The organism is Pseudomonas sp. NPDC087803 (genome assembly GCF_044742995.1).
In the GTDB taxonomy this organism is placed as follows: Bacteria; Pseudomonadota; Gammaproteobacteria; order Pseudomonadales; family Pseudomonadaceae; genus Aquipseudomonas.
The window spans coordinates 38,896-59,155 of record NZ_JBIUVO010000026.1 but is presented as its reverse complement, the minus strand read 5'-3'; the positions used below and the strand labels follow the sequence as shown (position 1 = coordinate 59,155).

Sequence of the window (20,260 nt, the reverse complement as noted above, 5' to 3'; positions counted from 1 at the left end):
AAGAACATCCACCCTTCGAAAGTCGTACAAGTCGGCGACGAAGTGGAAGTCATGGTTCTGGACATCGACGAAGAGCGTCGTCGTATCTCCCTGGGCATCAAGCAACTGGAAAGCGATCCGTTCTCCGAGTACGTCTCGGTTAACGACAAAGGCGCTATCGTTACTGGCACCGTGAAAGAAGTTGACGCCAAAGGCGCCATCATCGTTCTGGCTGACGACATCGAAGCGACCCTGAAAGCCTCCGAAATCAGCCGTGACCGCGTTGAAGACGCGCGCAACGTTCTGAAAGAAGGCCAGGAAGTTGAAGCCAAGATCATCAGCGTTGATCGCAAGAGCCGCGTAATCCAGCTCTCGATCAAGTCGAAAGACGATGCTGAAGAGAAAGAAGCTATCCAGAGCCTGAAAGCAGCTCCGGAAGGCGAAGCAGTTGACACCACCATGGCTGCACTGCTGAAGCAAGCAATGGCCAAACAGAACTAAGTTCTGCTTGATCATGAAAAAGGGCGACTTCGGTCGCCCTTTTTTGTGCCTGCGATTTGGTGGGGGCGGTTCGTGTATATGGAAGCTAGGGTGAAACCAATCCCTTCAGCGGGTTGTCTGTTTCTTTAATCGGATCAATCGCCTATTCGCGACTAAGCTGGTTGTTAGTCGTGCAGTAGTCGGGCGTTGCCTGGCATAAGGAAGTGGATGAACAGATTTATTGTGTTGATTGCGGTGTTGGTTTTGGCTGGCTGTACCACAAGTGCCAAAACGCATGCTGTGCGTGGTGTCAGCGGTATTCAGATCGACTGCTCCGGCTTGGGGTCGGGGTGGGAGAAGTGTCAAAAGCGCGCGGCGAAAGAGTGCAAGGGGGCGGGTTACAGGGTGATCACCCGGTCTGATCAGGCGAAGGATGAAGATGAATATCCGTTTGGCTTCAATCCCGCAGGCTACGTCACTCGGACCATGCTGGTCATGTGCCGTTGAATGTACTCGGCTTGTGCTTTTGTGCGCTGAAAACGGGCGTTTCGGCGCCAGGGAAGATATGTCAATCCCTGGGCTGTTCAAAATCTTCCGGGCGTGCTAAAACCTTTCAAGCGCTGATCTAGCTGCTTGAAAAAGAAGGGAAAAATATGACGAAGTCGGAGTTGATCGAACGAATTGTCACCCATCAAGGGCTACTCTCATCCAAGGATGTGGAGCTGGCCATCAAGACCATGCTTGAACAAATGTCCCAATGTCTGGCCACTGGTGATCGCATCGAGATCCGTGGGTTTGGCAGCTTCTCTCTGCACTACCGTGCTCCACGGGTCGGCCGCAATCCGAAGACCGGTCAATCGGTCAGTCTGGACGGCAAGTTCGTTCCGCATTTCAAACCGGGCAAGGAATTGCGTGACCGGGTGAATGAGGAAGAGGAGGAGGGGGTTTGACAGTCGCTATTTTTCATGAGGTGGCTCATGCGTAACCTCAAGCGCATCTTTCTTGGCGTTTTCATTCTTTTATTGGTGCTATTGATTCTGGCGTTTGTGCTTGAGAATCAGCAGTCCATCTCATTAATGTTCCTCGGTATGGCAGGTCCCCAACTTCCAGTGTCTGTGGTGGTGGTTTTGGCACTGCTCGTCGGTATGCTGATTGGTCCGATTCTGGGCTGGTTTCTGGGGCGTACGTCAAGAGCTGTGCGCAAGCGTCTTGTCTAAGCGCGGCGGTCGCAAGGAATCCGTCAATTTTGGGTCGTCGCTTATCCATATCCATTAGTAAAACGTTCATTAAGCTGTAAAATGCAACCCTTGTTCGATTGTGGTCTATTCCCGCGTCGTTTCAGACTGACTCTGACGGAAGCCTCATATCTGATGGCTTCTGCATTCAAGGATTAGACAGTGCTCGCTGGTGCCACTGTCCGCAGCTCAAGGGTATGCTTTCGCGTGAAAATTTTAGTTACCGGCGGCGCCGGGTTCATCGGCTCGGCAGTCATCCGTCATATCATTTCCAACACCAACGACGCCGTCGTGAATGTTGATAAGCTGACTTATGCCGGTAACCTCGAGTCGTTGGCAGAAGTCAGCCTGGATCCGCGTTACGCGTTTGAGCGCGTTGATATCTGCGACCGTGATCAGATCGACCGGGTTCTGCGTGAGCATCAACCGGATGCAATCATGCACCTGGCCGCGGAATCCCACGTGGATCGTTCGATCTCCGGTCCGTCCGAGTTTATCCAGACCAACATCATCGGCACCTATACCTTGCTGGAAGCTGCACGCCAATATTGGGCGGCACTGGATGATGCGCGTAAGACCAACTTCCGTTTTCACCATATTTCCACTGACGAAGTTTATGGCGATCTGGAAAGCCCGGAAGAACTCTTCACGGAAACTACGCCTTATCAGCCTAGCTCGCCATACTCGGCCAGCAAAGCCAGTTCCGACCACTTGGTGCGTGCGTGGGCGCGCACGTATGGTTTACCGACACTGGTCACCAACTGCTCGAATAACTATGGTCCGTGCCACTTTCCTGAGAAGTTGATCCCGCTGATCATTCTCAATGCACTGGAAGGCAAGCCGCTGCCGGTCTATGGCAAAGGTAATCAGGTGCGTGACTGGTTGTATGTCGAAGATCACGCGCGAGCGTTGTACAAAGTCGTAACCGAGGGTGTCATCGGCGAGACTTACAACATCGGCGGCCATAACGAAAAACAGAACATCGAAGTCGTCCATACCCTGTGTGCGCTGCTCGATGAGTTGCGACCGGATTCTGCTCATCGCCCGCATGCAAGTTTGATCACCTATGTGCAGGATCGCCCGGGCCATGATCAGCGCTACGCGATTGATGCCAGCAAGATCCAGCGTGAGTTGGGCTGGACCCCGGAGGAAACCTTCGAGACGGGTATTCGCAAGACTGTCGAGTGGTATCTCAACAACTCTGAATGGGTTGCCCATGTGAAGAGCGGCAGCTATCAGCAGTGGATCGACCAGAACTACGCCGGTCGTTCGGACAAGGCATGAAGATTCTCCTGCTGGGAAAAAATGGTCAGGTCGGCTGGGAGTTGCAGCGCTCTCTTGTTCCGCTAGGGGAGTTGGTTGCCCTTGATCGGCACCCGGTCGCTGGTTTGAGTGGTGATCTGTCTGACCTCGATGCCCTGCGCGCGACGATCCGCAAGGTAAGGCCCGACGTTATCGTCAACGCTGCGGCCTATACAGCTGTCGATAAGGCCGAGTCGGAGACTGAGCTGGCTGACCGTGTAAACGGTGAGGCCTGTCGAGTCATGGCGCAGGAGGCCGCATCGCTGGATGCCTGGCTGATCCACTATTCGACCGATTACGTATTCAGCGGCGAAGGCTCGACCCCTTGGCAAGAGTCCGATGCTGTTGCTCCGGTGAACCATTACGGCGCCAGCAAGCTGGCAGGCGAGCAGGCAATTGCAGCCTCGGGCTGTAAGCATCTGATCTTTCGTACCAGTTGGGTCTATGGCGCTCGTGGCAGCAACTTTGCCAAAACCATGCTGCGTCTGGCCAAGGATCGCGAATCGCTGGGCGTGATTGCCGACCAGATAGGCGCTCCAACGGGGGCGGACCTTATTGCGGACGTGACTGCGTTGGCGATCCAGCAAGCGGTGCATCGCCCGGCGTTGTCGGGCCTCTATCATCTGGCAACTGCCGGTGAGGTGTCTTGGCACGGCTATGCCAGTCTGGTCATCGACTTTGCCAAGGCGCACGGTGAGGAACTCGCTGTTACAGCCGTGAATCAGATTGATACCACTGCCTATCCAACTCCCGCACGCCGCCCGTTGAATTCACGTTTGAATACGCAGAAGCTGCGCGACAACTTTTCTCTACACTTGCCGGATTGGCAAAGTGGTGTAACCCGAATGCTTATGGAAGTTCTGAATAAATGACCACGACAAATCGTAAAGGCATCATTCTCGCCGGTGGTTCGGGCACGCGTCTGCATCCGCTGACGCTTGGTGTGTCCAAACAGATGCTGCCAATCTACGACAAGCCGATGATCTTTTATCCGTTGTCGGTGTTGATGCTTGCGGGGATGCGCGAAATTCTGATTATCTCCACGCCGGACGATCTGCCATGCTTCCGTAAGTTGCTTGGAGACGGCAGTCTCTATGGCATCAAACTGACTTACGCCGAACAACCGAGCCCGGATGGGCTGGCGCAGGCTTTCATCATTGGTGAAGAGTTCATCGGTAATGATCCTTGCTGTTTGATCCTGGGAGACAACATCTTTTATGGTCAGCATTTCTCCGATAACCTGCGCTCCGCCAGTGCCCGTCAGCAAGGTGCGACCGTTTTTGGATACCATGTTTCCGATCCTGAGCGTTTCGGGGTTGTGGAGTTTGATGCTGCTGGTCGTGCGCTGAGTATCGAAGAAAAGCCGGTTAAACCGAAGTCGAGCTACGCGGTCACAGGCCTGTATTTCTACGACAATCAAGTCGTTGATATCGCGAAGAAGATCAAGCCGTCCGAGCGCGGCGAGCTGGAAATCACCGATGTGAATCGTGCTTATCTCGAACAGCAAACCCTGAATGTCGAGATGCTGGGGCGTGGTTTTGCGTGGTTGGATACAGGCACCCATGACTCTCTGCTTGAGGCGAGTCACTTCGTCCATACCATTGAGCAGCGTCAAGGCTTGAAAGTGGCGTGCCTGGAAGAAATTGCATACCACAACGGCTGGATCACTGCAGAACAGTTGGCTGTGCAGGCCGACGCCTTGAAGAAAACCGGCTACGGCCAGTACTTGCAAAAATTGCTGGACTCACCTTCCCACTGACTGAAACACCTCGTTTCGAGTGGGAGCGTTCAACAAGTCCGAGCAGGAAAGCTATGCCAGTAAAACATCCCAAGGTTGCGGTTTTGCTGGCAGCCTTCAATGGAATGCAATGGATCGAAGAGCAACTGGATTCGATTCTTGAGCAGTCTGGCGTCGATGTAACCGTTCATATCAGTGTTGATTCTTCAACGGATGGAACCGAGTCGTGGTGTCATGCCTATGCGGCTCGGCATCCTGCCGTCGTCGTGCTGCCTGGCGCTGGTACTTTCGGTGGAGCCTCACGCAACTTCTTCAGGTTGATTCGCGATGTACCGATTGAAGAGTACGACTTCGTCGCGTTCGCCGATCAGGATGATGTCTGGTATCCGGGAAAACTTGAGCGAGCAGTCCGTCAGATCGGGGATCGGCACGTAGACGCCTACTCAAGTAACGTCATTGCATTCTGGCCAGACGGCCGCACACATCTACTCGATAAGGCTCAGCCTCATACTGCTTGGGATTTTCTGTTCGAGGCGGCTGGGCCGGGGTGCACGTATGTGTTCAGTCGCCAGCTATCGAGTCCGCTCAAGGCCTGCATGCTTGCCAATTGGAACGAGTTGCAGGAAGTCAGTCTCCATGATTGGTACTGCTACGCCTTTGCTCGAAGTAGAGGTTTCAAGTGGTTCATTGATGAGCAGCCTTCGATGGACTATCGCCAGCACGAGCGAAATCAGGTGGGGGCCAATACCGGCATCAACTCGCTGATTGCACGCTACAAGACCATCCATGACGGCTGGTGGTTTTCACAAGTTAAAACAATCACGCGCTTGGTAGGGCTTGAGCATGATGCTTTCGTCAGGCAGTGGTTTTCGTTGTCGAGGTGGCAACTGTTGAGGCTTTCATTGAGTGCCTGGAAATGTCGACGCCGAGTGCGCGATAAGTTGTTCTTCTTTTGTATCTGCTGGGCGACGGCGGTAGTTGGAAAAAAAGCCAAATGAGCGGTCCACGAGTTCTGGTAACAGGCGCCACCGGTTTTGTGGGTGAGGCGCTGATCTTTCGTTTATTGCGAGACAAGGTGTTCACACCTGTCGCTGCTGTTCGTGGTGAGACGAGGCTGAGTGGACTCTGTCCGGTCGTTGCATTCGATCTGGAGGGGGATCGCGCCTTGCCGAGCCTTGAGCGTGTCGAGGTAGTCATTCACTGCGCGGCGCGTGTGCATGTGATGAACGATGTGGCGGCCGATCCGCTGCAGGAGTTTCGCAGGATAAACGTCGAGGGCTCTGTGCGCCTTGCCCGGCATGCCGCGAGCGCGGGTGTCAGACGATTCATCTTTATCAGTTCGATCAAGGTCAATGGCGAGATGACCCTGCCCGGGCAACCATTTTCTGCTGATGATCGACCCGCCCCCGTTGATCCGTATGGCGTTTCCAAATGGGAGGCCGAAGAGCAACTGATGCAGGTAGGCAAGGAGACGGGAATGGAGATTGTCGTCATTCGTCCGCCGTTGATCTACGGTCCAGGTGTTAAAGCCAATTTCTTCAATATGATGCGTTGGCTCGAGCGGAGGGTGCCGCTTCCGCTCGGCGCGATAAATAACCAGCGCAGTCTGGTGGCGATCGGAAACCTGGTCGATTTGATAACCGTCTGCATTCGTCATCCGGCTGCTACCGGACAGGTATTCCTGGTCAGCGATGGGGAGGATCTTTCCACCTCGCAACTGCTCCGCCGCATGGCCGTTGCGCTGAGCGTGAAATCATATTTACTGCCAGTGCCCTCATGGCTGCTGAGTAGTGCTGCGTCGCTGCTCGGGCGGCGTGCTTTGGCTCAGCGCCTGTGTGGTTCGCTGCAGGTCGACATCGGTAAAACCCGCTCGGTTCTGGGCTGGTCACCGGTCATCACGGTGGAACGGGCGCTGCGTCAAACGGCGGGGCATCATGATTCCAGGCTCCAGCGCTGAGGGCGCATTGCCCGATTGTTCCCTGTGGGAGGCCGTTTGCTTTCAGGCGTTGGCAAACTGCTACCCTTTTTTGCTCGCGGTGCGCTTGGTACCCTATGCCCCCGGCGCGGTGGCGCATTGTCGATGCTCGAGCGCCAGGCTCAGGGTTACTAAAGTTCAGCTTTCCATATCAGCACCGGGCTGTGGAAAGCGATAATGTCACTGGGCTATCAAATGGCAGGGCTTCGTCGTTATAATTGCAAATTTTGCGCGACTTGGAGCGACGCATGAGCCCTCGTGCGGCTCGATCGGCCAAGGGGTCGCTCGCCCTCAACAGACGAGCTGTCGCAGGCAAAATTTTATCATTTCAGCAACGGAGTGCTCGGTGGTAGCCCCCCTTTCCCCGGTTGTCCAAAACGACAATTCGGATTATCACGATGTGGATCATGGTCGGCCGGATTTCGCCGGGACCAAGGTGCGGATTGCGATTCTATTGTGCACCTTCAATGGTGAGCGGTTTCTGGCTCAGCAGTTGGAGTCCATCGCGCGACAGACTTGCCCTGACTGGTTTGTCGTGGTTTCGGATGATGGCTCCACCGACTCAACCCTGGAATTGCTGCGTGAATACTCCGAACGCTGGGGGGGCGACAAGCTCTCTGTCCGCCAAGGGCCGAGGTCCGGTTACGCCGCCAATTTCCTCTCATTGACGTGTGACAAAACGATTGAAGCCGACTACTTCGCCTGGGCAGATCAAGACGATATCTGGCAGGCGAACAAGCTGGAATGCGCCCTGCAAAAACTTCAGGAAACGCCTTCGCAAAATCCGGCGCTGTACTGTGGCAGAACTGAGTTGATTGACGAGCAGGGAGCGCGTATCGGCTTGTCACCTTTGTTCGAGCGTCCGGTCGGATTTGCCAATGCACTGGTGCAAAGTGTAGGTGGTGGAAACACAATGGTGTTCAACCAGGCGGCCCGACAGCTGTTTCAACAGGCAGGCGAGGATCTGGATGTGGTCTCTCATGACTGGTGGGCCTATCTCCTCGTTGCCGGTGCGGGCGGCAGTGTCATTTACGATACCAGCCCGACGATTCTCTACAGGCAACATGATGCGAATGTCATCGGTGCTGCCTCGGGCGTCATGGTTCAGTTGATGCGTGTTCGCATGCAGTTTCGCGGTCGTTTTCGTGGGTGGAATCAAAAGAATATTGCAGCACTGGAATCGATCAGGTTCCAGTTGAATGAAGAAAGCCGGATGAGGCTGGATCGGTTTCAGCGAGCGCGAAGCTCTCGAGGATTGGCCCGGGTCATCTGGTTACGACGATCCGGGGTCTACCGGCAATCCTTATGGGGCAACCTTGGGCTGGTTTTGGCGACGTTGTTCAATGGAATCTGACACGCAGCCGGGCTTGGCTCCTTTCAGGAAGAGTTCTGTGGTAATTCAAGTAATGGTTGGGCGAGAGAGTTTGCTGGGGAATTTAAACTCCCTCGGATTTATTGAGGTTTTGAAAAAATGCTGAACTTTTCGACTTCGCCCAAGGAGATGCTCAATGGCATCTGGCGCAACAAAGGTCTCATTCGAGCGCTGGTGCAGCGGGAAATTGTCGGACGCTATCGCGGCTCGATCATGGGCATGCTGTGGTCATTGTTCAACCCGATTGTGATGCTGGTGATCTACACCTTTGTATTCAGCGTCGTGTTCAAAGCCCGATGGAGTGTGGATAGCAGCTCGAAGACCGAGTTCGCGCTCATGCTGTTTGCCGGCCTGATCGTGTTCAATCTGTTCGCCGAGTGCATTAACCGGGCTCCGGGTCTGATTGTCGGCAATGTCAACTATGTAAAGAAAGTGGTGTTCCCGCTGGAAATTCTTCCTTGGGTAACGCTGGGCGCCGCCATGTTTCATTTCCTTGTCAGTCTTAGCGTGTGGTTGATTGCTTACCTGATTTTCTTCGGAAAGCTGCAGTACACGGTTTTGCTGCTGCCGGTATTTCTCGCGCCCCTGATGATTTTCGTTGTTGGCCTGGTCTGGTTTCTCGCCTCGATAGGGGTTTACCTCAGGGATGTGAGTCAGATCATTGGTGTCTGCACTTCCGTTCTGATGTTCCTGTCGCCGATTTTCTATCCGATCACGGCGTTGCCCGAACAGTACCGGCACCTGTTGTTCCTGAATCCGCTGACACCCGCAATCGAAGATACGCGGGCGCTGCTTTTCCGGGGAGAGCTGCCGAGTTTTCTGCACTTGGGTTTCTACTATATCGCTGCAGCCCTTGTCTTTTGGCTAGGATTTGCGTGGTTCCAAAAAACGCGTAAAGGGTTCGCTGATGTCCTCTAATACAGCAATTGCCGTCAATAATCTGAGCAAGTGCTTTCATATCTACGACAAGCCGAGAGATCGGCTGATGCAGATGTTCGCTCGCGGCCGCAAACAGTACTTCCGTGAGTTCTGGGCCCTGCAGGATGTCTCGTTCACCATTGAACGTGGCGAAACGGTCGGTATTTTGGGGCGTAACGGTAGCGGTAAATCCACTCTGCTACAGATGATCTGCGGCACTCTCAATCAGACTCATGGCGATATTCTGACCCATGGTCGTGTAGCTGCCTTGCTGGAACTGGGATCCGGGTTCAATCCGGAATTCAGCGGCCGCGAGAACGTATACATGAATGCCGCGGTACTCGGTCTTACGCGAGAGGAAACCAACGCACGCTTTGCCGAAATCGAGGCATTTGCGGAAATCGGCGAATTCATTGATCAGCCGGTCAAGACCTATTCCAGTGGCATGATGGTTCGCCTGGCTTTTGCCGTCGCCATTAACGTCGATCCACAAATCCTGATCGTCGACGAGGCGTTGTCCGTCGGCGACGAACTGTTTCAGCGCAAATGCTTTGCACGCATCGAAGCGATCAAAGCCAGTGGCGCCACGATCCTGTTCGTATCGCACTCCGGGAGTGCGGTCATTGAACTGTGTACCCGCGCTATTCTTCTAGACAAGGGCGAGAAGCTTGCCGAAGGGGTGCCGAAGGTCATCGTCGGTCAATACCAGAAACTGCTGTATGCGCCCGCCGACAAAGTTCTCGACATCCGCGAATCGATCAAATCCGGCGCACTTGAACGACTTGAACTGGAGCGAGAGGCGCAACGTTCAGTGGTTGCAGTCGAGGCTTCCCAGGCCACGGACAACGGTCTGGAAGAATACTTCGATCCTCATATCGTCTCCAAAAGCGTGATGTCCTACGAATCTCACGGGGTTCTGATCAGCGATCCACGCATCCTCAATTCCGCCGGCAAACAGGTCAACTGCCTCAAGCGTGGTGACTGCTATCGCTATACCTACCGCGTATCGTTTTCGACAGGCGCGGTTGCTGTCCGCTTTGGCATGATGATCAAAACGCTGGCAGGTATCGAGATCGGTGGTGCGGCCAGCGCAGCCAATGCGCAGGACTCCATTACCTACGTTGCAGCCGACGCGCAAATGGATGTCGAATTCAAGTTTGAGTGCAACCTTAATCCTGGGACCTATTTCCTCAACTCGGGGGTGGTGGGTGTCGTCGGGGAGGGAGAAACCTACCTGCACCGGCTGATCGACGCATGCCTGTTTCGTGTTCTGCCGGAAACCGCTATCACAGCGACCGGAACGGTAGATTTCAAATGTATTGCAGCCTTTACTACTTCAAGCGTTGAGCATAATTAATCTTATGGATGATAAACAAATAGTCGTAGTTCTGGGCATGCACCGAAGCGGTACCAGTGCCATTACGCGTGGTTTAAAAGTCCTTGGTGTCGACCTGGGCGATAACCTGTTGCCCGCCGAGTCTGGCAATAATGAAAAAGGCTTCTTCGAAGACGCGACCATCACTGCGTATAACGAAGAGTTGCTGGCCGATTTGGGCCACGCCTGGGATAGTCTGGTGCCCATCAGCCCTGAAGAGCTGAATTCGCCAATCACTCAAAGCCATAAAGTTCGTGCCATCGAGCATCTGCGCGAGAAAGTCGCGGACATCAAATGTTTCGGTGTAAAAGACCCACGCATGTCGAGACTGCTCCCGTTTTGGCAGGAAATCTTTGCCGAGCTGGGTTTGAAAGTCAGCTACGTCGTCGCCTTTCGTAATCCGAAAAATGTTGCCCATTCGCTGGTCAAGCGAAACGAGTTCGAAGTAGAGAAGGGCTACTTTCTCTGGCTAGAGCACATGCTGTTAAGTTTGAAGTACAGCCAGGGCGCTTCACGAGTTTTTGTAAACTACGAGCTAATGCTCCAAGAGCCTGAGAAGCAGTTGTGCCGCATCTCCAAGTCGCTGGGATTGCCATTCGATCCTCAGGGTCCGGAATTTCAGGAGTATCAGCACGAGTTTCTCCAGAGTTCGTTGCAACACAACAGCTTCACCCTCGATGGACTCGCCAAGGACGAAAAGGTCCCCGCGGATGTCTTGAATCTCAGTTTCCTGCTTTTGCAACTTTCGCGCGATGAGCACGCAGATGATCAGGCTGTTGTGGCTACGGTGAGCGAGCTCTATCAAGCGATGCTCACGCGTCTGCCTGAGTATCGGCTCATGCGGCATTTCGATGAAAATAACGCTGATCTAAGCGCGCAGCTGAGTATGAAAGCCAATAGCCTGAAGACTCTCGAAGCTGATCACAGCGCACTTGTCACCGCTCATGGCAAGCTTGAGACGAGCCACGTCGATTTAAAAGCTGAACATTCAAAACTGAACGAATACCGTCACTGGCTTGAGAGCCAACACAACTCTCTTCAATCGACTCTTTCCGAATCGCAGGGCTCGATTCAGAGCCTCGAAACTGACCTGTATCGCTACACCTCCGGGCGGTTTCTGCTCAAGTCGCTGGTCTTGCACATGGCCGAGCGATTGGGTTTGCGGTATCGAGGCGATAACCCCGCTGAAAGCGAGCTGTTCGATGCTGATTACTACCTGAGTACCTATGAAGACGTTCGTGCCGCAGGTATCAATCCGTTGGAGCACTATCTCGCGCAAGGCTGGCGCGAGGGGCGCGATCCATCGGCTGGGTTTTCCACCAAGTTGTACCTGGAGCATTATTCAGATGTACGGCTGCGACGTATCAACCCGCTGATACATTATTTGCGTTATGGATATTATGAAGGTCGACCGATTTTCGACACCAAGGGGCGTAACTATCACCTTTCCCGTAAGGTGAGTCGTCACCGGGTTGTCGTGCAACTGCTGAGTCTGGTTTCGCAGCAGCCGCAATTGCTCGGACGTTTTGTGCGTGAAGCACGGCGTGGAGGGCTGCGTCACGCGCTGGCGATTGCTGTTCGTAAACTCAAGCGTAGTCAGAAGCGATTTGCCCTGAGCCAGGTCTCCAAACCGCTCGGCGATGCGGCATTGACTGAGTACGAAGTACTGAAGGTCGTGCCTTACTATCTGGATCCTTATCTTTGCGAGGTTCCAAAACCGGCGACGCAGATGATTGCTGTCCATCTTCATTTGAACAGTGAGCAAATGTCCGGGGACTGGCTTGGGTACCTCAAGAACATCCCTGTCGAATTCGACCTGTACATTTCGCGGATTGGCAACGGTGGGTCGAAGTTTGACGACAAGTTGCTGCGCGCTACCGTACCTCTACTGCGCCAGTTGGTTGTTGATGTCGTACCTGAGCAGGCCGGGGCGATTGCATCTCTGATTGTCCAGTTCGGCGGGCGTCTCAAGGAATATGACGTTGTCGCGCACTTGCACGACGAAGCCGGTGCTGCCGATGATTCGGGCGTGAAAGAGCGTCTTGATCTGCTCTGTGGTTCGCCTGCCAATATCGGTCAGATTCTCCAATTGCTCGGTGGGGATGCGAAGGTGGTGTTTCCCGTCGACACCCGCGTTGAATCCGCTGCCTACCATCAGGCCGGCTGGAGTGATGCCGAAAATGTAATCGGCACGGCTCTGGAAAAATACAGAGAGGTTGATGCCAAAGTTTTCCCGAGCGCGCAATTCCCGCGCGCCGCTCTGTTCTGGGCACGGGTTGGCACGATCAGCGATCTGCTGCAACTGCCATTGCAGTATGAGCACTTCGCACATACCGCCAACGATGTTGTGCCTGACATGTTGAGCCGTTCGCTGGAGCGTTTTGTACTGGTAAATACCACGACCAGTGAAGGGCGCAATTACCAACTGGAAGCGCCGCAGATCTCCCACGAACCTCGGGACTACTACGAGCCACAGGTCGATTACTCCGCAAGTATCAAGCACGACACCGTCAAGGTGCTGGCGTACTACCTGCCCCAGTTCCACCCCACGCCTGAAAATGATGAATGGCACGGGACCGGGTTTACCGAATGGCACAAAGTTCGTTCAGCCAATCCGTTGTTCTTCGGGCATTACCAACAACATGTTCCGCATGAAGACATCGGCTACTACCACCTGGATGGCCCGGCGCAATTGCAGCAGCAAGCCGAAATGATGCAGAAGTCAGGGGTTCATGGCCTGATTTTCTATCACTACTGGTTTACTGGACGGATGATCCTCGAAAAGCCGGCACAGATGCTGATGGCCAATCCCGAGATCAACATGCCTTTTGCCTTCTGCTGGGCGAATGAAAACTGGACTCGCCGTTGGGACGGCAACGAACAGGAGATACTACTGGGCCAGGTCTATTCGAAAGAGGATGCGCGTGGCTTCATTCGATATCTGATTCCGTTCTTCAAAGACGAACGCTACATCAAAGTAGACGGACGTCCGATGTTGCATGTGTATCGTCCGTCTTCGATCGAACACATCGAGGAGTACCTGGAAGTCTGGCGTGAAGAATGCGAGAACGCGGGTCTCAAGGCGCCTTACATGGTGGCGACATTGACGCGCGGTGCTACGCAGCCAAGCGACCACGGGATGGATGCGGCCGTCGAGCGGGTATTGCATGACTGGACCGCTGATGCCGTACAAGACACCCGCGGCCAATTGCGTGCGTACTGGCCTCTGGAAGGTAACGTTCTTAACTACGGTGAAGTTGCCGACCATTACATGGCACAGGATCTGGGCAAGGATTTCACCTTGTTCCGGTCTTTGGTTCCAACTTGGGACAACACCGCTCGTTACGGCAATCGAGCCTATGTGCTGAATAACTTCACTACGGAAAAATTCCAGACCTGGATGGAGTTTTTGGTGGACTATTCCGAGCAGAACCTGCCGGAAGATCGTCGATATGTTGTCGTCAACGCGTGGAATGAATGGGCTGAGGGCGCGCACCTTGAACCTGATACCCGGTTCGGTTACGGGTACCTCAATTCCATCGGGCGCGCACTGTCCGGTCAGGCGTTTACAGCGACCAGCCATTTCGCACCTGCCACGGGTCTGAAGCTCAACGTAACATTGACCTCGGACGCCTTGGCTCGTCTTGAAGCCGAGCCGGAATCGCGTCGCAAGTTCCTTGCGTGCCTGGCTGGCTCGAGCATGCTGCAGAATTGCTCGATTGCTGCAGACAACGCTCAGGTCCAGCAGGCATTAATGGCGCAAGGTCTGAACGTCGGCAGCCACCAGCCCGAGAATGCTGACTTCACGTTGGTGTTCAGTGATATTTGCCTGTTTCCTGCATCGGCCATCGAGTCGTTGCTGAAAATGGCCAAACGGCACAAGGGTTATGCGGTATCGGCCAGTGTGCGAAATGACCCGCATTATGTGCAGAGTGAAGGTACCGTCAACTTCAGTATCAATGCGGACCAGGTAGCGTTCATGGCATTGCAACCGGCGGCCCCAGCGGTCGGTTACAAAATATGCTGTGAAGCCACATGTTTCCGTTTGCTGCCTGAGAGCGGTATGCAGTCCGCAACACCCGATACGGTATCGACCATCGTGCGTTATCACCGTCGCGGTGACCGGGCTTCGCTGCTCAATGCACTGCTTTCGTTGGTTGCCCAGTCCGGTTGCCGGGTATTGCCTGTGCTGGCGATCCAGGACATGGATGACGAAGAAATAGCACTACTCCAGGCGCAGCTCGATCAACTGCCGTGGAGCGAGCACTGCGAACCGGTGATTCGCCGTTACTTCTCGACAGAGCAGGCACCGGATCTGCGCTCGCTGATGTTGAACGATGCGCTGAAAGCCGTGGGCAGTGGCTATGCGGCATTTCTTGATTATGACGACATGCTGTTTCCGTGGGCCTACAGTTCACAACTTGAGCAAATCAAGTCGAGCGGCAAGAATGCAACCTTCGCGCGTGTTTACTCCACCATGGTGGACTCGGCGACCGGGTGCATTATCAAACGTGACAAAGTTTATGATTACGGTGAAACCTATCGCGACTTCATCGAGCATAACCATGCGCCGCTGCACAGCTTTCTGCTGGATCTGAATCAGTGCGATCTGCAAGCCATTACTTACTTCGATGATATGAAGTATATGGAAGACTACTATCTGACGATGCAGTTGTTCACTCGCGAAGGTACAGATTGGGAGTCATTGCGCACCTGTGGTTTTATCGGTGACTACATCCACCGAATTGGCTGTGACACTCATACGCTTGCGCTGACTGACGAGCAGCAGCGTGCTGACTTGCTCAACAGCGAGTCCTATCGCATCTGTGAGGCCCGCATCAAAGCCTTGCGTGATCGTCTACTGCCCCAGGCATAGGGCTCAGGAGGCCCGTCAGTGCACTGGCGGGCCTTGATCGTCTGATTTTAATAAGGTTAATCGAATGAGTAAGGATCTGGTTTTTCACGCCACGTCGATCAGCGCCTCGGCCAGAGCACAGGTGAAAGGGCAAAAACCGGCAGTGATCTGGCTCACGGGGTTGAGCGGGGCGGGCAAGTCAACGATCGCCAATGCCTTGGAGCAAGCCTTGGTGGCCAAGGCGCGGCATACCTTTCTGCTGGATGGCGACAACTTGCGCATGGGCTTGTGCAAGGATCTTGGTTTTACCGATGCTGATAGAGTTGAAAACATTCGCCGTGTTGCGGAAGTTTCGAAGTTGCTCATCGACGCCGGATTGATCGTGATCACAGCGTTTATCTCTCCGTTTCACCGTGATCGTGCGATGGCGCGCGAGGTGATCGGAAATGATGCATTTGTCGAAGTATTTATCGACACTTCCCTGGAGGAGTGCGAGCGCCGTGATCCGAAAGGACTGTACGGCAAGGCCAGGGCCGGACAGATAAAGAACTTTACTGGAATCGATTCTGCCTACGAGGCTCCAACGGATCCGCATATCCGGATCAATACTGTTACCGAGGAATTGTCCGAATCCATTGCGCGAGTGCTGGAGTACCTGGATAAAAGGTTCGGTCAATGAAAACGCTCGTTATCATTGGGGCGGGTTTCAGCGGTGCGGTGACGGCGGCGCAATTTCTGCACCATAGCCCTCCTGATACTCGAGTCGTACTGATCAATCGTTCGGGCGCAATGGCCAGAGGATTGGCATATGGAACCAACAGCTCACTGCATCTGTTGAATGTGCCTGCCGGTAACATGAGTGCCTATGTTGATGATCCAGAACATTTTCTACGTTTTTGCCAAGCTCGGGATTCTGATTGTGTGGCTTCATCCTTCGTGCCTCGCAAGATCTATGGAGATTACCTGACATCCGTTCTGGATGAGGCCGAGAAGCAGGCGCGCCCCGATGTAAGGCTTGAACGGATAATTTCGGAGGTGCAAAGTCTTCGCCCGGAAGGCGCCGGCGCTGTGCTCGAGTTGAGGAGTGGCCAACAAATACATGCCGATCAGGTGGTATTGGCTTTTGGTAACTTTTCTCCATTGGACCCTCCGGGGTTTGGCTCATATTTGGGTGAGCGCTATCAGTCGGACCCATGGTCTGGTGCTGAGATGCTACCGCACGATTTAGAGAGTCCGGTGCTGTTGGTAGGCGCTGGGCTTACTGCACTGGATGTTTCATTGGGCCTGCTTCAGCAAGGTCATCGTGGTCCGATCTATATGATTTCGCGGCGCGGGCTGCGGCCTCTGCCTCATCGCCAGCAACGTCCGTCACATGAAGTACCCTCCGTTATCTCACAAAGGCTTCTTGAGGAAGCCCCGTCTGTACGCGGATATATGCGCGTGATGCGGCATGAAATCAATCTTGCCAAATCGCAAGGCTTCGATTGGCGGGATTTGTTAGCTGTCATGCGTTCCATTACGGCGAAACTATGGACGCGTTTACCAGACGTCGAGCGTCGGAGATTTTTGCGACATGCTCAACCTTATTGGGATGTTCATCGCCATCGGGTGGCGCCGGCAGCCTATCTGCGATTCGAGGAGGCCTTGAAGTTAGGTCAGGTACGTTCGATGGCTGGGCGTATCAGAACGGTAGCGGCAAATACCAGCGGTCTGACGGTCGGTGTAGAGTTGCGAGACGGGCGCAAGTTGACCACCATCGATGTTGCTCGAGTGATTAATTGCACTGGGCCCAATACAAACTTGTCGCGGGTGAATGACACCCTGATTAGTCAACTGAGAGCTGACGGTCTTATCCAGCCTGACGCTTTGGGGTTAGGCTTGAACCTCAGTCAACACTGTGAAGTGAATGACTTCAATGGTCGAGCAGTGCCATGGTTGAATTACGTAGGTCCCATGTTGAAAGCTGACTTGTGGGAAGCCACTGCGGTGCCAGAGCTACGGCAATGCGCCAAGACATTGGCCGTACGTCTGGCCCGGCAGATGAGTCTATCGGTCGACTCGCAATGAGTTGAACGAAGTGCAGGCTCTGTAAGGCAGACTTAATGGGAATATTACGCTGAAAACGTAACTCCCCGAAGTCGTGCAGAGCCTGCCGATACCTTGATACTTCAGATATTGGATTGCATTTCGCAAACGATTGCTCGCGCAATGCGGTCGGCGTTCGCCATGATGGTGAGCGTGTGAGACTTCTCAGTCAGCTTAGGTAACACTGCACCGTCGACGACGTGTAATCCCGCAAGTCCATTTACTTCGCCAATCTTGTTGGTCGTGCCAGGCTTTGAGGTAGAACTCATTGGGAGCGTGGCGGAATAGTGAATATCCGCCCCTGGTTTTCCGACGGTGAAGCTCATCGGCATTAAAACCGCGCCCAGTTTCCAATAGGCTTTGCGCAGAAGAGTTTCGGTTTTTTTCATCAGCGCGCCGGTATCTGCATGCTCGGCGCCCTTGATTTTCAGCTTGCCATCGGGCATCAGCGTTGCGGTGTGTTCGGACAGGTGCCCGGGCAAGAATACGTTCCCTACAACACATGAACTCAGCAAGTTAGACATCAATTCGATGCTGTATCGCTTGCTGAGCGGCGTTCGGACGACAAACTCGGAAATTGGCAAACCTGTTGTGCTGAAAGTCGAGCCAAACGCGGTAACTCCTGGCTCCAGATCAAGTGAAAAGGATAGCTGTCCCAGACCGAGAGTTTGCGTACGCGGTGTTCCGAGCATTTTGGGTAGCCACAGCAGAAAGGCTGCAGTGGGCGACGCTTGCAATGAAACCGGGGCAGTATGTTTCAGACATTCCAGTGCAAGCCGGGTGGAAGTGAGTGTCCCTGCGGCGAGCAGTAGTCGTTTGGCAGAAAATGTTTTCTCACTATTGGAACTGGAAACTGTCCAGCCATCAGCATTCTTGCTGATACTGTCCACCAGCACTCCAGATATATGAGTAAAGCCGGGATACACCTTCAGCGTCGGTATTTCCTGATGTGCCGAATAGAGTGCGTTGTTGTGGCATCCCCACAGGCAGTTTCCGGAAAGGTCGCATGCCTTTCGGTCTCCCTGGTCCTGGCTCAGAGCAGCAACTCTCGAGCGCCCCATCCGAAATTCAGGCAGGCGTGACGCGGTCGGCAGTTTGTTGTATTTGGTGAGTAGCCTGTCATGAAGCTGATCCATTGCAATGGGCGCCTGAGCCCATTCATCCACACCAAAATAATCAGATAGATCATCTGCGGTGTTTCCGCTTATGCCCATTCGCCGCGCGACGATGGCGTAGGACTTTTCGAAATCCGAGTAATCGATGTTCAGGTCGGCAAAATCTTCTTTTGGAAAGCGTGCGACACCGCAACCCCAGGCATTGGAAAGTCCGCCCGTTGCAAGTGAGCCGACGGAGATGAAGTTCTCAGTGATCAGTCCATTGGACTCATTGAATTTCTTGAAAGTCTGCTCATGGGTCGGGGTTTTGAGTTTTGGTGACACTGCATCCATGTTGCTCAGGGCATGGAACGAGCGGCCAATCATCCACTCCCATTGCCTTGATTCGTTTGCACGATTATCCAGGTAGTTACCTTTCGGTACTTCAGGCGAGCGAACACCCGATGCGGCATCCAGCATGAGCACTTTCAGTCCTGCCTGTACCAGCGGGTAAGCTGCCGAGGTTCCCGCGGGGCCACTTCCAACGATGATGACATCAAAATCAGGCGTCACGCGCGATCTTCCTTTCTAACTGACGTTTCAAGATCAAGGGATTGATAAAAACTGCCAGCAGTCTCCAGCTAACTTCCTTGATAACTGTTAATCCAAGTGCAACGAAAGTACGGGAAAAACCGCGGGAATTCCGCAGTCCCAGAAAAACGTTGGCACCCTGAGGGCTCGCCTCGGCCAGATTGGTCGCAATCTGCAAGCGCCATGACAGCTCTTTGCCGAATTCGTGGCGAAGGAAGGCGTGGTTGTCGACCAGGGAAACGGCACCTGGGAACGTGTTAAGTAATCTTGAGTTCACGACGGCGTGCCCGTCGCCAAGCGTCTCAATGGCCTGCAGGTAGCGTTTCAGCAAGCCAGGCTCGGGCTTCACCTTCAACACATAAGTCAGGAGGGTCTTACCTTCCACTAGCAGGTAACGGCGGCGGCCATTGCCAGAGCGATGCATCCCGTACGCCATTGGTCGCAATGTCAGGCCAACGCGTTCCAGTGAGTCTTCTGTCGACATCGGTTTCAGTTTCAGCAAGGAAAACAGTCGATCCAGGCCCATTTGTGCGGTTTTTTTCTTTCCGAGAATCGAGCTGGCAAGACTGAACAGGGCTACTGGAATGGGGATTGGAAGGCGCGACTGATACAGTTTGTAATTCGCTATGTACAGCAGAAACTTTCCAAAAGAGACGGGGGTTTTTGCTCCTAAAGAGAGTACCTCGCCTTTAAGATCATTCGATTTGGCGACCGTCAATATGGCGGCTGCAAGGTCGTCGACGTGAATCGGTTGAATCAACGGCGCTGGAAGTAACATCGGGACTGCCGGGAAGCGACGAACCAGAGAGGACAACGTACCGAACAAGCCGCGCTCGCTACCACCGTAGACTTGGCCGGGGCGTATGACCACACCGCCGGCAGCAATGACATCTTGTTCAATATGCCATTTTGTTCGACCGTAAGAGGTCGGAGCATCTGGAGAGGCCGTCTGGCTGGAGATGAATATCAGCTTGGAGTTGCTGCGCTGCGCTTCGAGGATCAAAGCCTTGGTAGCTTCGATTTCGACGTCAGCCGATGTGTTTTTGTTGTGGCTTGTATCCGCCGCCAGGTGCACCAACGCGCGAGTGCCTTCGGGAATATCAAGCACGGGAGCACTGAGGTCGAAAGGAAGCCATTTATAATTGGATTGAGTCTGCTTGCGGCTCGCGGCATAGATCTCGTGGCCCTCTTTATAAGCCAGAGCAGCCAAGCGTTCACCTATATAACCAGAGGCGCCGGTAATTAAGATTTTCATCAGGCG

17 protein-coding genes are annotated in these 20,260 nt (G+C 53.9%); 15 read left to right on the top strand and 2 right to left on the bottom strand.

Features of this window, described 5'->3' with window-relative positions:
• The 15 genes from ACIOUG_RS15205 to ACIOUG_RS15135 all read left to right on the top strand — a co-directional run.
• Nucleotides 1-480, top strand: a 480-nt coding sequence (locus ACIOUG_RS15205) for a S1 RNA-binding domain-containing protein (RefSeq protein WP_401066688.1), incomplete at its 5' end; no start/stop codon positions are given.
• 207 nt (nt 481-687) lie between these two features.
• Nucleotides 688-966, top strand: coding sequence for a hypothetical protein (locus ACIOUG_RS15200; RefSeq protein WP_401066686.1), 279 nt, complete (start codon nt 688-690; stop codon nt 964-966).
• 146 nt (nt 967-1,112) lie between these two features.
• A complete protein-coding gene (gene ihfB, locus ACIOUG_RS15195) occupies nt 1,113-1,409 on the top strand; it encodes an integration host factor subunit beta (protein ID WP_003189779.1) in 297 nt (98 codons plus the stop codon).
• Nucleotides 1,410-1,436: 27 nt separating this feature from the next.
• Nucleotides 1,437-1,676 carry a lipopolysaccharide assembly protein LapA domain-containing protein gene (locus ACIOUG_RS15190; protein ID WP_401066684.1) on the top strand — a complete coding sequence of 80 codons (240 nt, stop codon included), beginning with the start codon at nt 1,437-1,439 and terminating at the stop codon, nt 1,674-1,676.
• Between the two features lie 225 nt (nt 1,677-1,901).
• Nucleotides 1,902-2,978 carry a dTDP-glucose 4,6-dehydratase gene (gene rfbB, locus ACIOUG_RS15185; RefSeq protein WP_401066683.1) on the top strand — a complete coding sequence of 359 codons (1,077 nt, stop codon included), beginning with the start codon at nt 1,902-1,904 and terminating at the stop codon, nt 2,976-2,978.
• Nucleotides 2,975-3,868, top strand: coding sequence for a dTDP-4-dehydrorhamnose reductase (gene rfbD, locus ACIOUG_RS15180; protein WP_401066681.1), 894 nt, complete (start codon nt 2,975-2,977; stop codon nt 3,866-3,868). The genes rfbB and rfbD overlap by 4 nt, the downstream gene beginning before the upstream one ends.
• Complete coding sequence (gene rfbA / locus ACIOUG_RS15175; protein WP_210558223.1) at nt 3,865-4,755, top strand: glucose-1-phosphate thymidylyltransferase RfbA; 891 nt, start codon at nt 3,865-3,867, stop codon at nt 4,753-4,755. Before rfbD ends, rfbA begins: the two co-directional genes overlap by 4 nt.
• A 53-nt stretch (nt 4,756-4,808) precedes the next feature.
• Entirely contained in the window at nt 4,809-5,732 is a 924-nt protein-coding gene (locus ACIOUG_RS15170) for a glycosyltransferase (RefSeq protein WP_401066679.1), read from the top strand.
• Nucleotides 5,729-6,691, top strand: a complete 963-nt coding sequence (locus tag ACIOUG_RS15165) for a UDP-glucose 4-epimerase family protein (protein WP_401066677.1) — start codon at nt 5,729-5,731, stop codon at nt 6,689-6,691. Before ACIOUG_RS15170 ends, ACIOUG_RS15165 begins: the two co-directional genes overlap by 4 nt.
• 364 nt (nt 6,692-7,055) lie before the next feature.
• Nucleotides 7,056-8,063 carry a glycosyltransferase family 2 protein gene (locus ACIOUG_RS15160; protein WP_401066675.1) on the top strand — a complete coding sequence of 336 codons (1,008 nt, stop codon included), beginning with the start codon at nt 7,056-7,058 and terminating at the stop codon, nt 8,061-8,063.
• A 117-nt stretch (nt 8,064-8,180) separates the two neighbouring features.
• Nucleotides 8,181-8,999, top strand: coding sequence for an ABC transporter permease (locus ACIOUG_RS15155; RefSeq protein ID WP_182401933.1), 819 nt, complete (start codon nt 8,181-8,183; stop codon nt 8,997-8,999).
• Nucleotides 8,989-10,356, top strand: coding sequence for an ABC transporter ATP-binding protein (locus tag ACIOUG_RS15150; RefSeq protein ID WP_401066674.1), 1,368 nt, complete (start codon nt 8,989-8,991; stop codon nt 10,354-10,356). Before ACIOUG_RS15155 ends, ACIOUG_RS15150 begins: the two co-directional genes overlap by 11 nt.
• 4 nt (nt 10,357-10,360) lie before the next feature.
• Nucleotides 10,361-15,250: a glycoside hydrolase family 99-like domain-containing protein gene (locus ACIOUG_RS15145; RefSeq protein ID WP_401066672.1), complete on the top strand. Its 4,890-nt coding sequence runs from the start codon at nt 10,361-10,363 to the stop codon at nt 15,248-15,250.
• A gap of 64 nt (nt 15,251-15,314) precedes the next feature.
• Nucleotides 15,315-15,908, top strand: a complete 594-nt coding sequence (cysC, locus tag ACIOUG_RS15140; RefSeq protein ID WP_210558234.1) for an adenylyl-sulfate kinase — start codon at nt 15,315-15,317, stop codon at nt 15,906-15,908.
• Entirely contained in the window at nt 15,905-17,296 is a 1,392-nt protein-coding gene (locus tag ACIOUG_RS15135; protein ID WP_401066671.1) for an FAD/NAD(P)-binding protein, read from the top strand. The genes cysC and ACIOUG_RS15135 overlap by 4 nt, the downstream gene beginning before the upstream one ends.
• Before the next feature lie 101 nt (nt 17,297-17,397).
• Here ACIOUG_RS15135 and ACIOUG_RS15130 read toward each other — a convergent pair whose 3' ends face one another.
• Nucleotides 17,398-18,981: a GMC oxidoreductase gene (locus ACIOUG_RS15130; RefSeq protein ID WP_401066670.1), complete on the bottom strand. Its 1,584-nt coding sequence runs from the start codon at nt 18,979-18,981 to the stop codon at nt 17,398-17,400.
• Nucleotides 18,971-20,254 carry an NAD-dependent epimerase/dehydratase family protein gene (locus tag ACIOUG_RS15125; protein ID WP_401066668.1) on the bottom strand — a complete coding sequence of 428 codons (1,284 nt, stop codon included), beginning with the start codon at nt 20,252-20,254 and terminating at the stop codon, nt 18,971-18,973. The genes ACIOUG_RS15130 and ACIOUG_RS15125 overlap by 11 nt, the downstream gene beginning before the upstream one ends.
• Nucleotides 20,255-20,260: the final 6 nt, after the last annotated feature.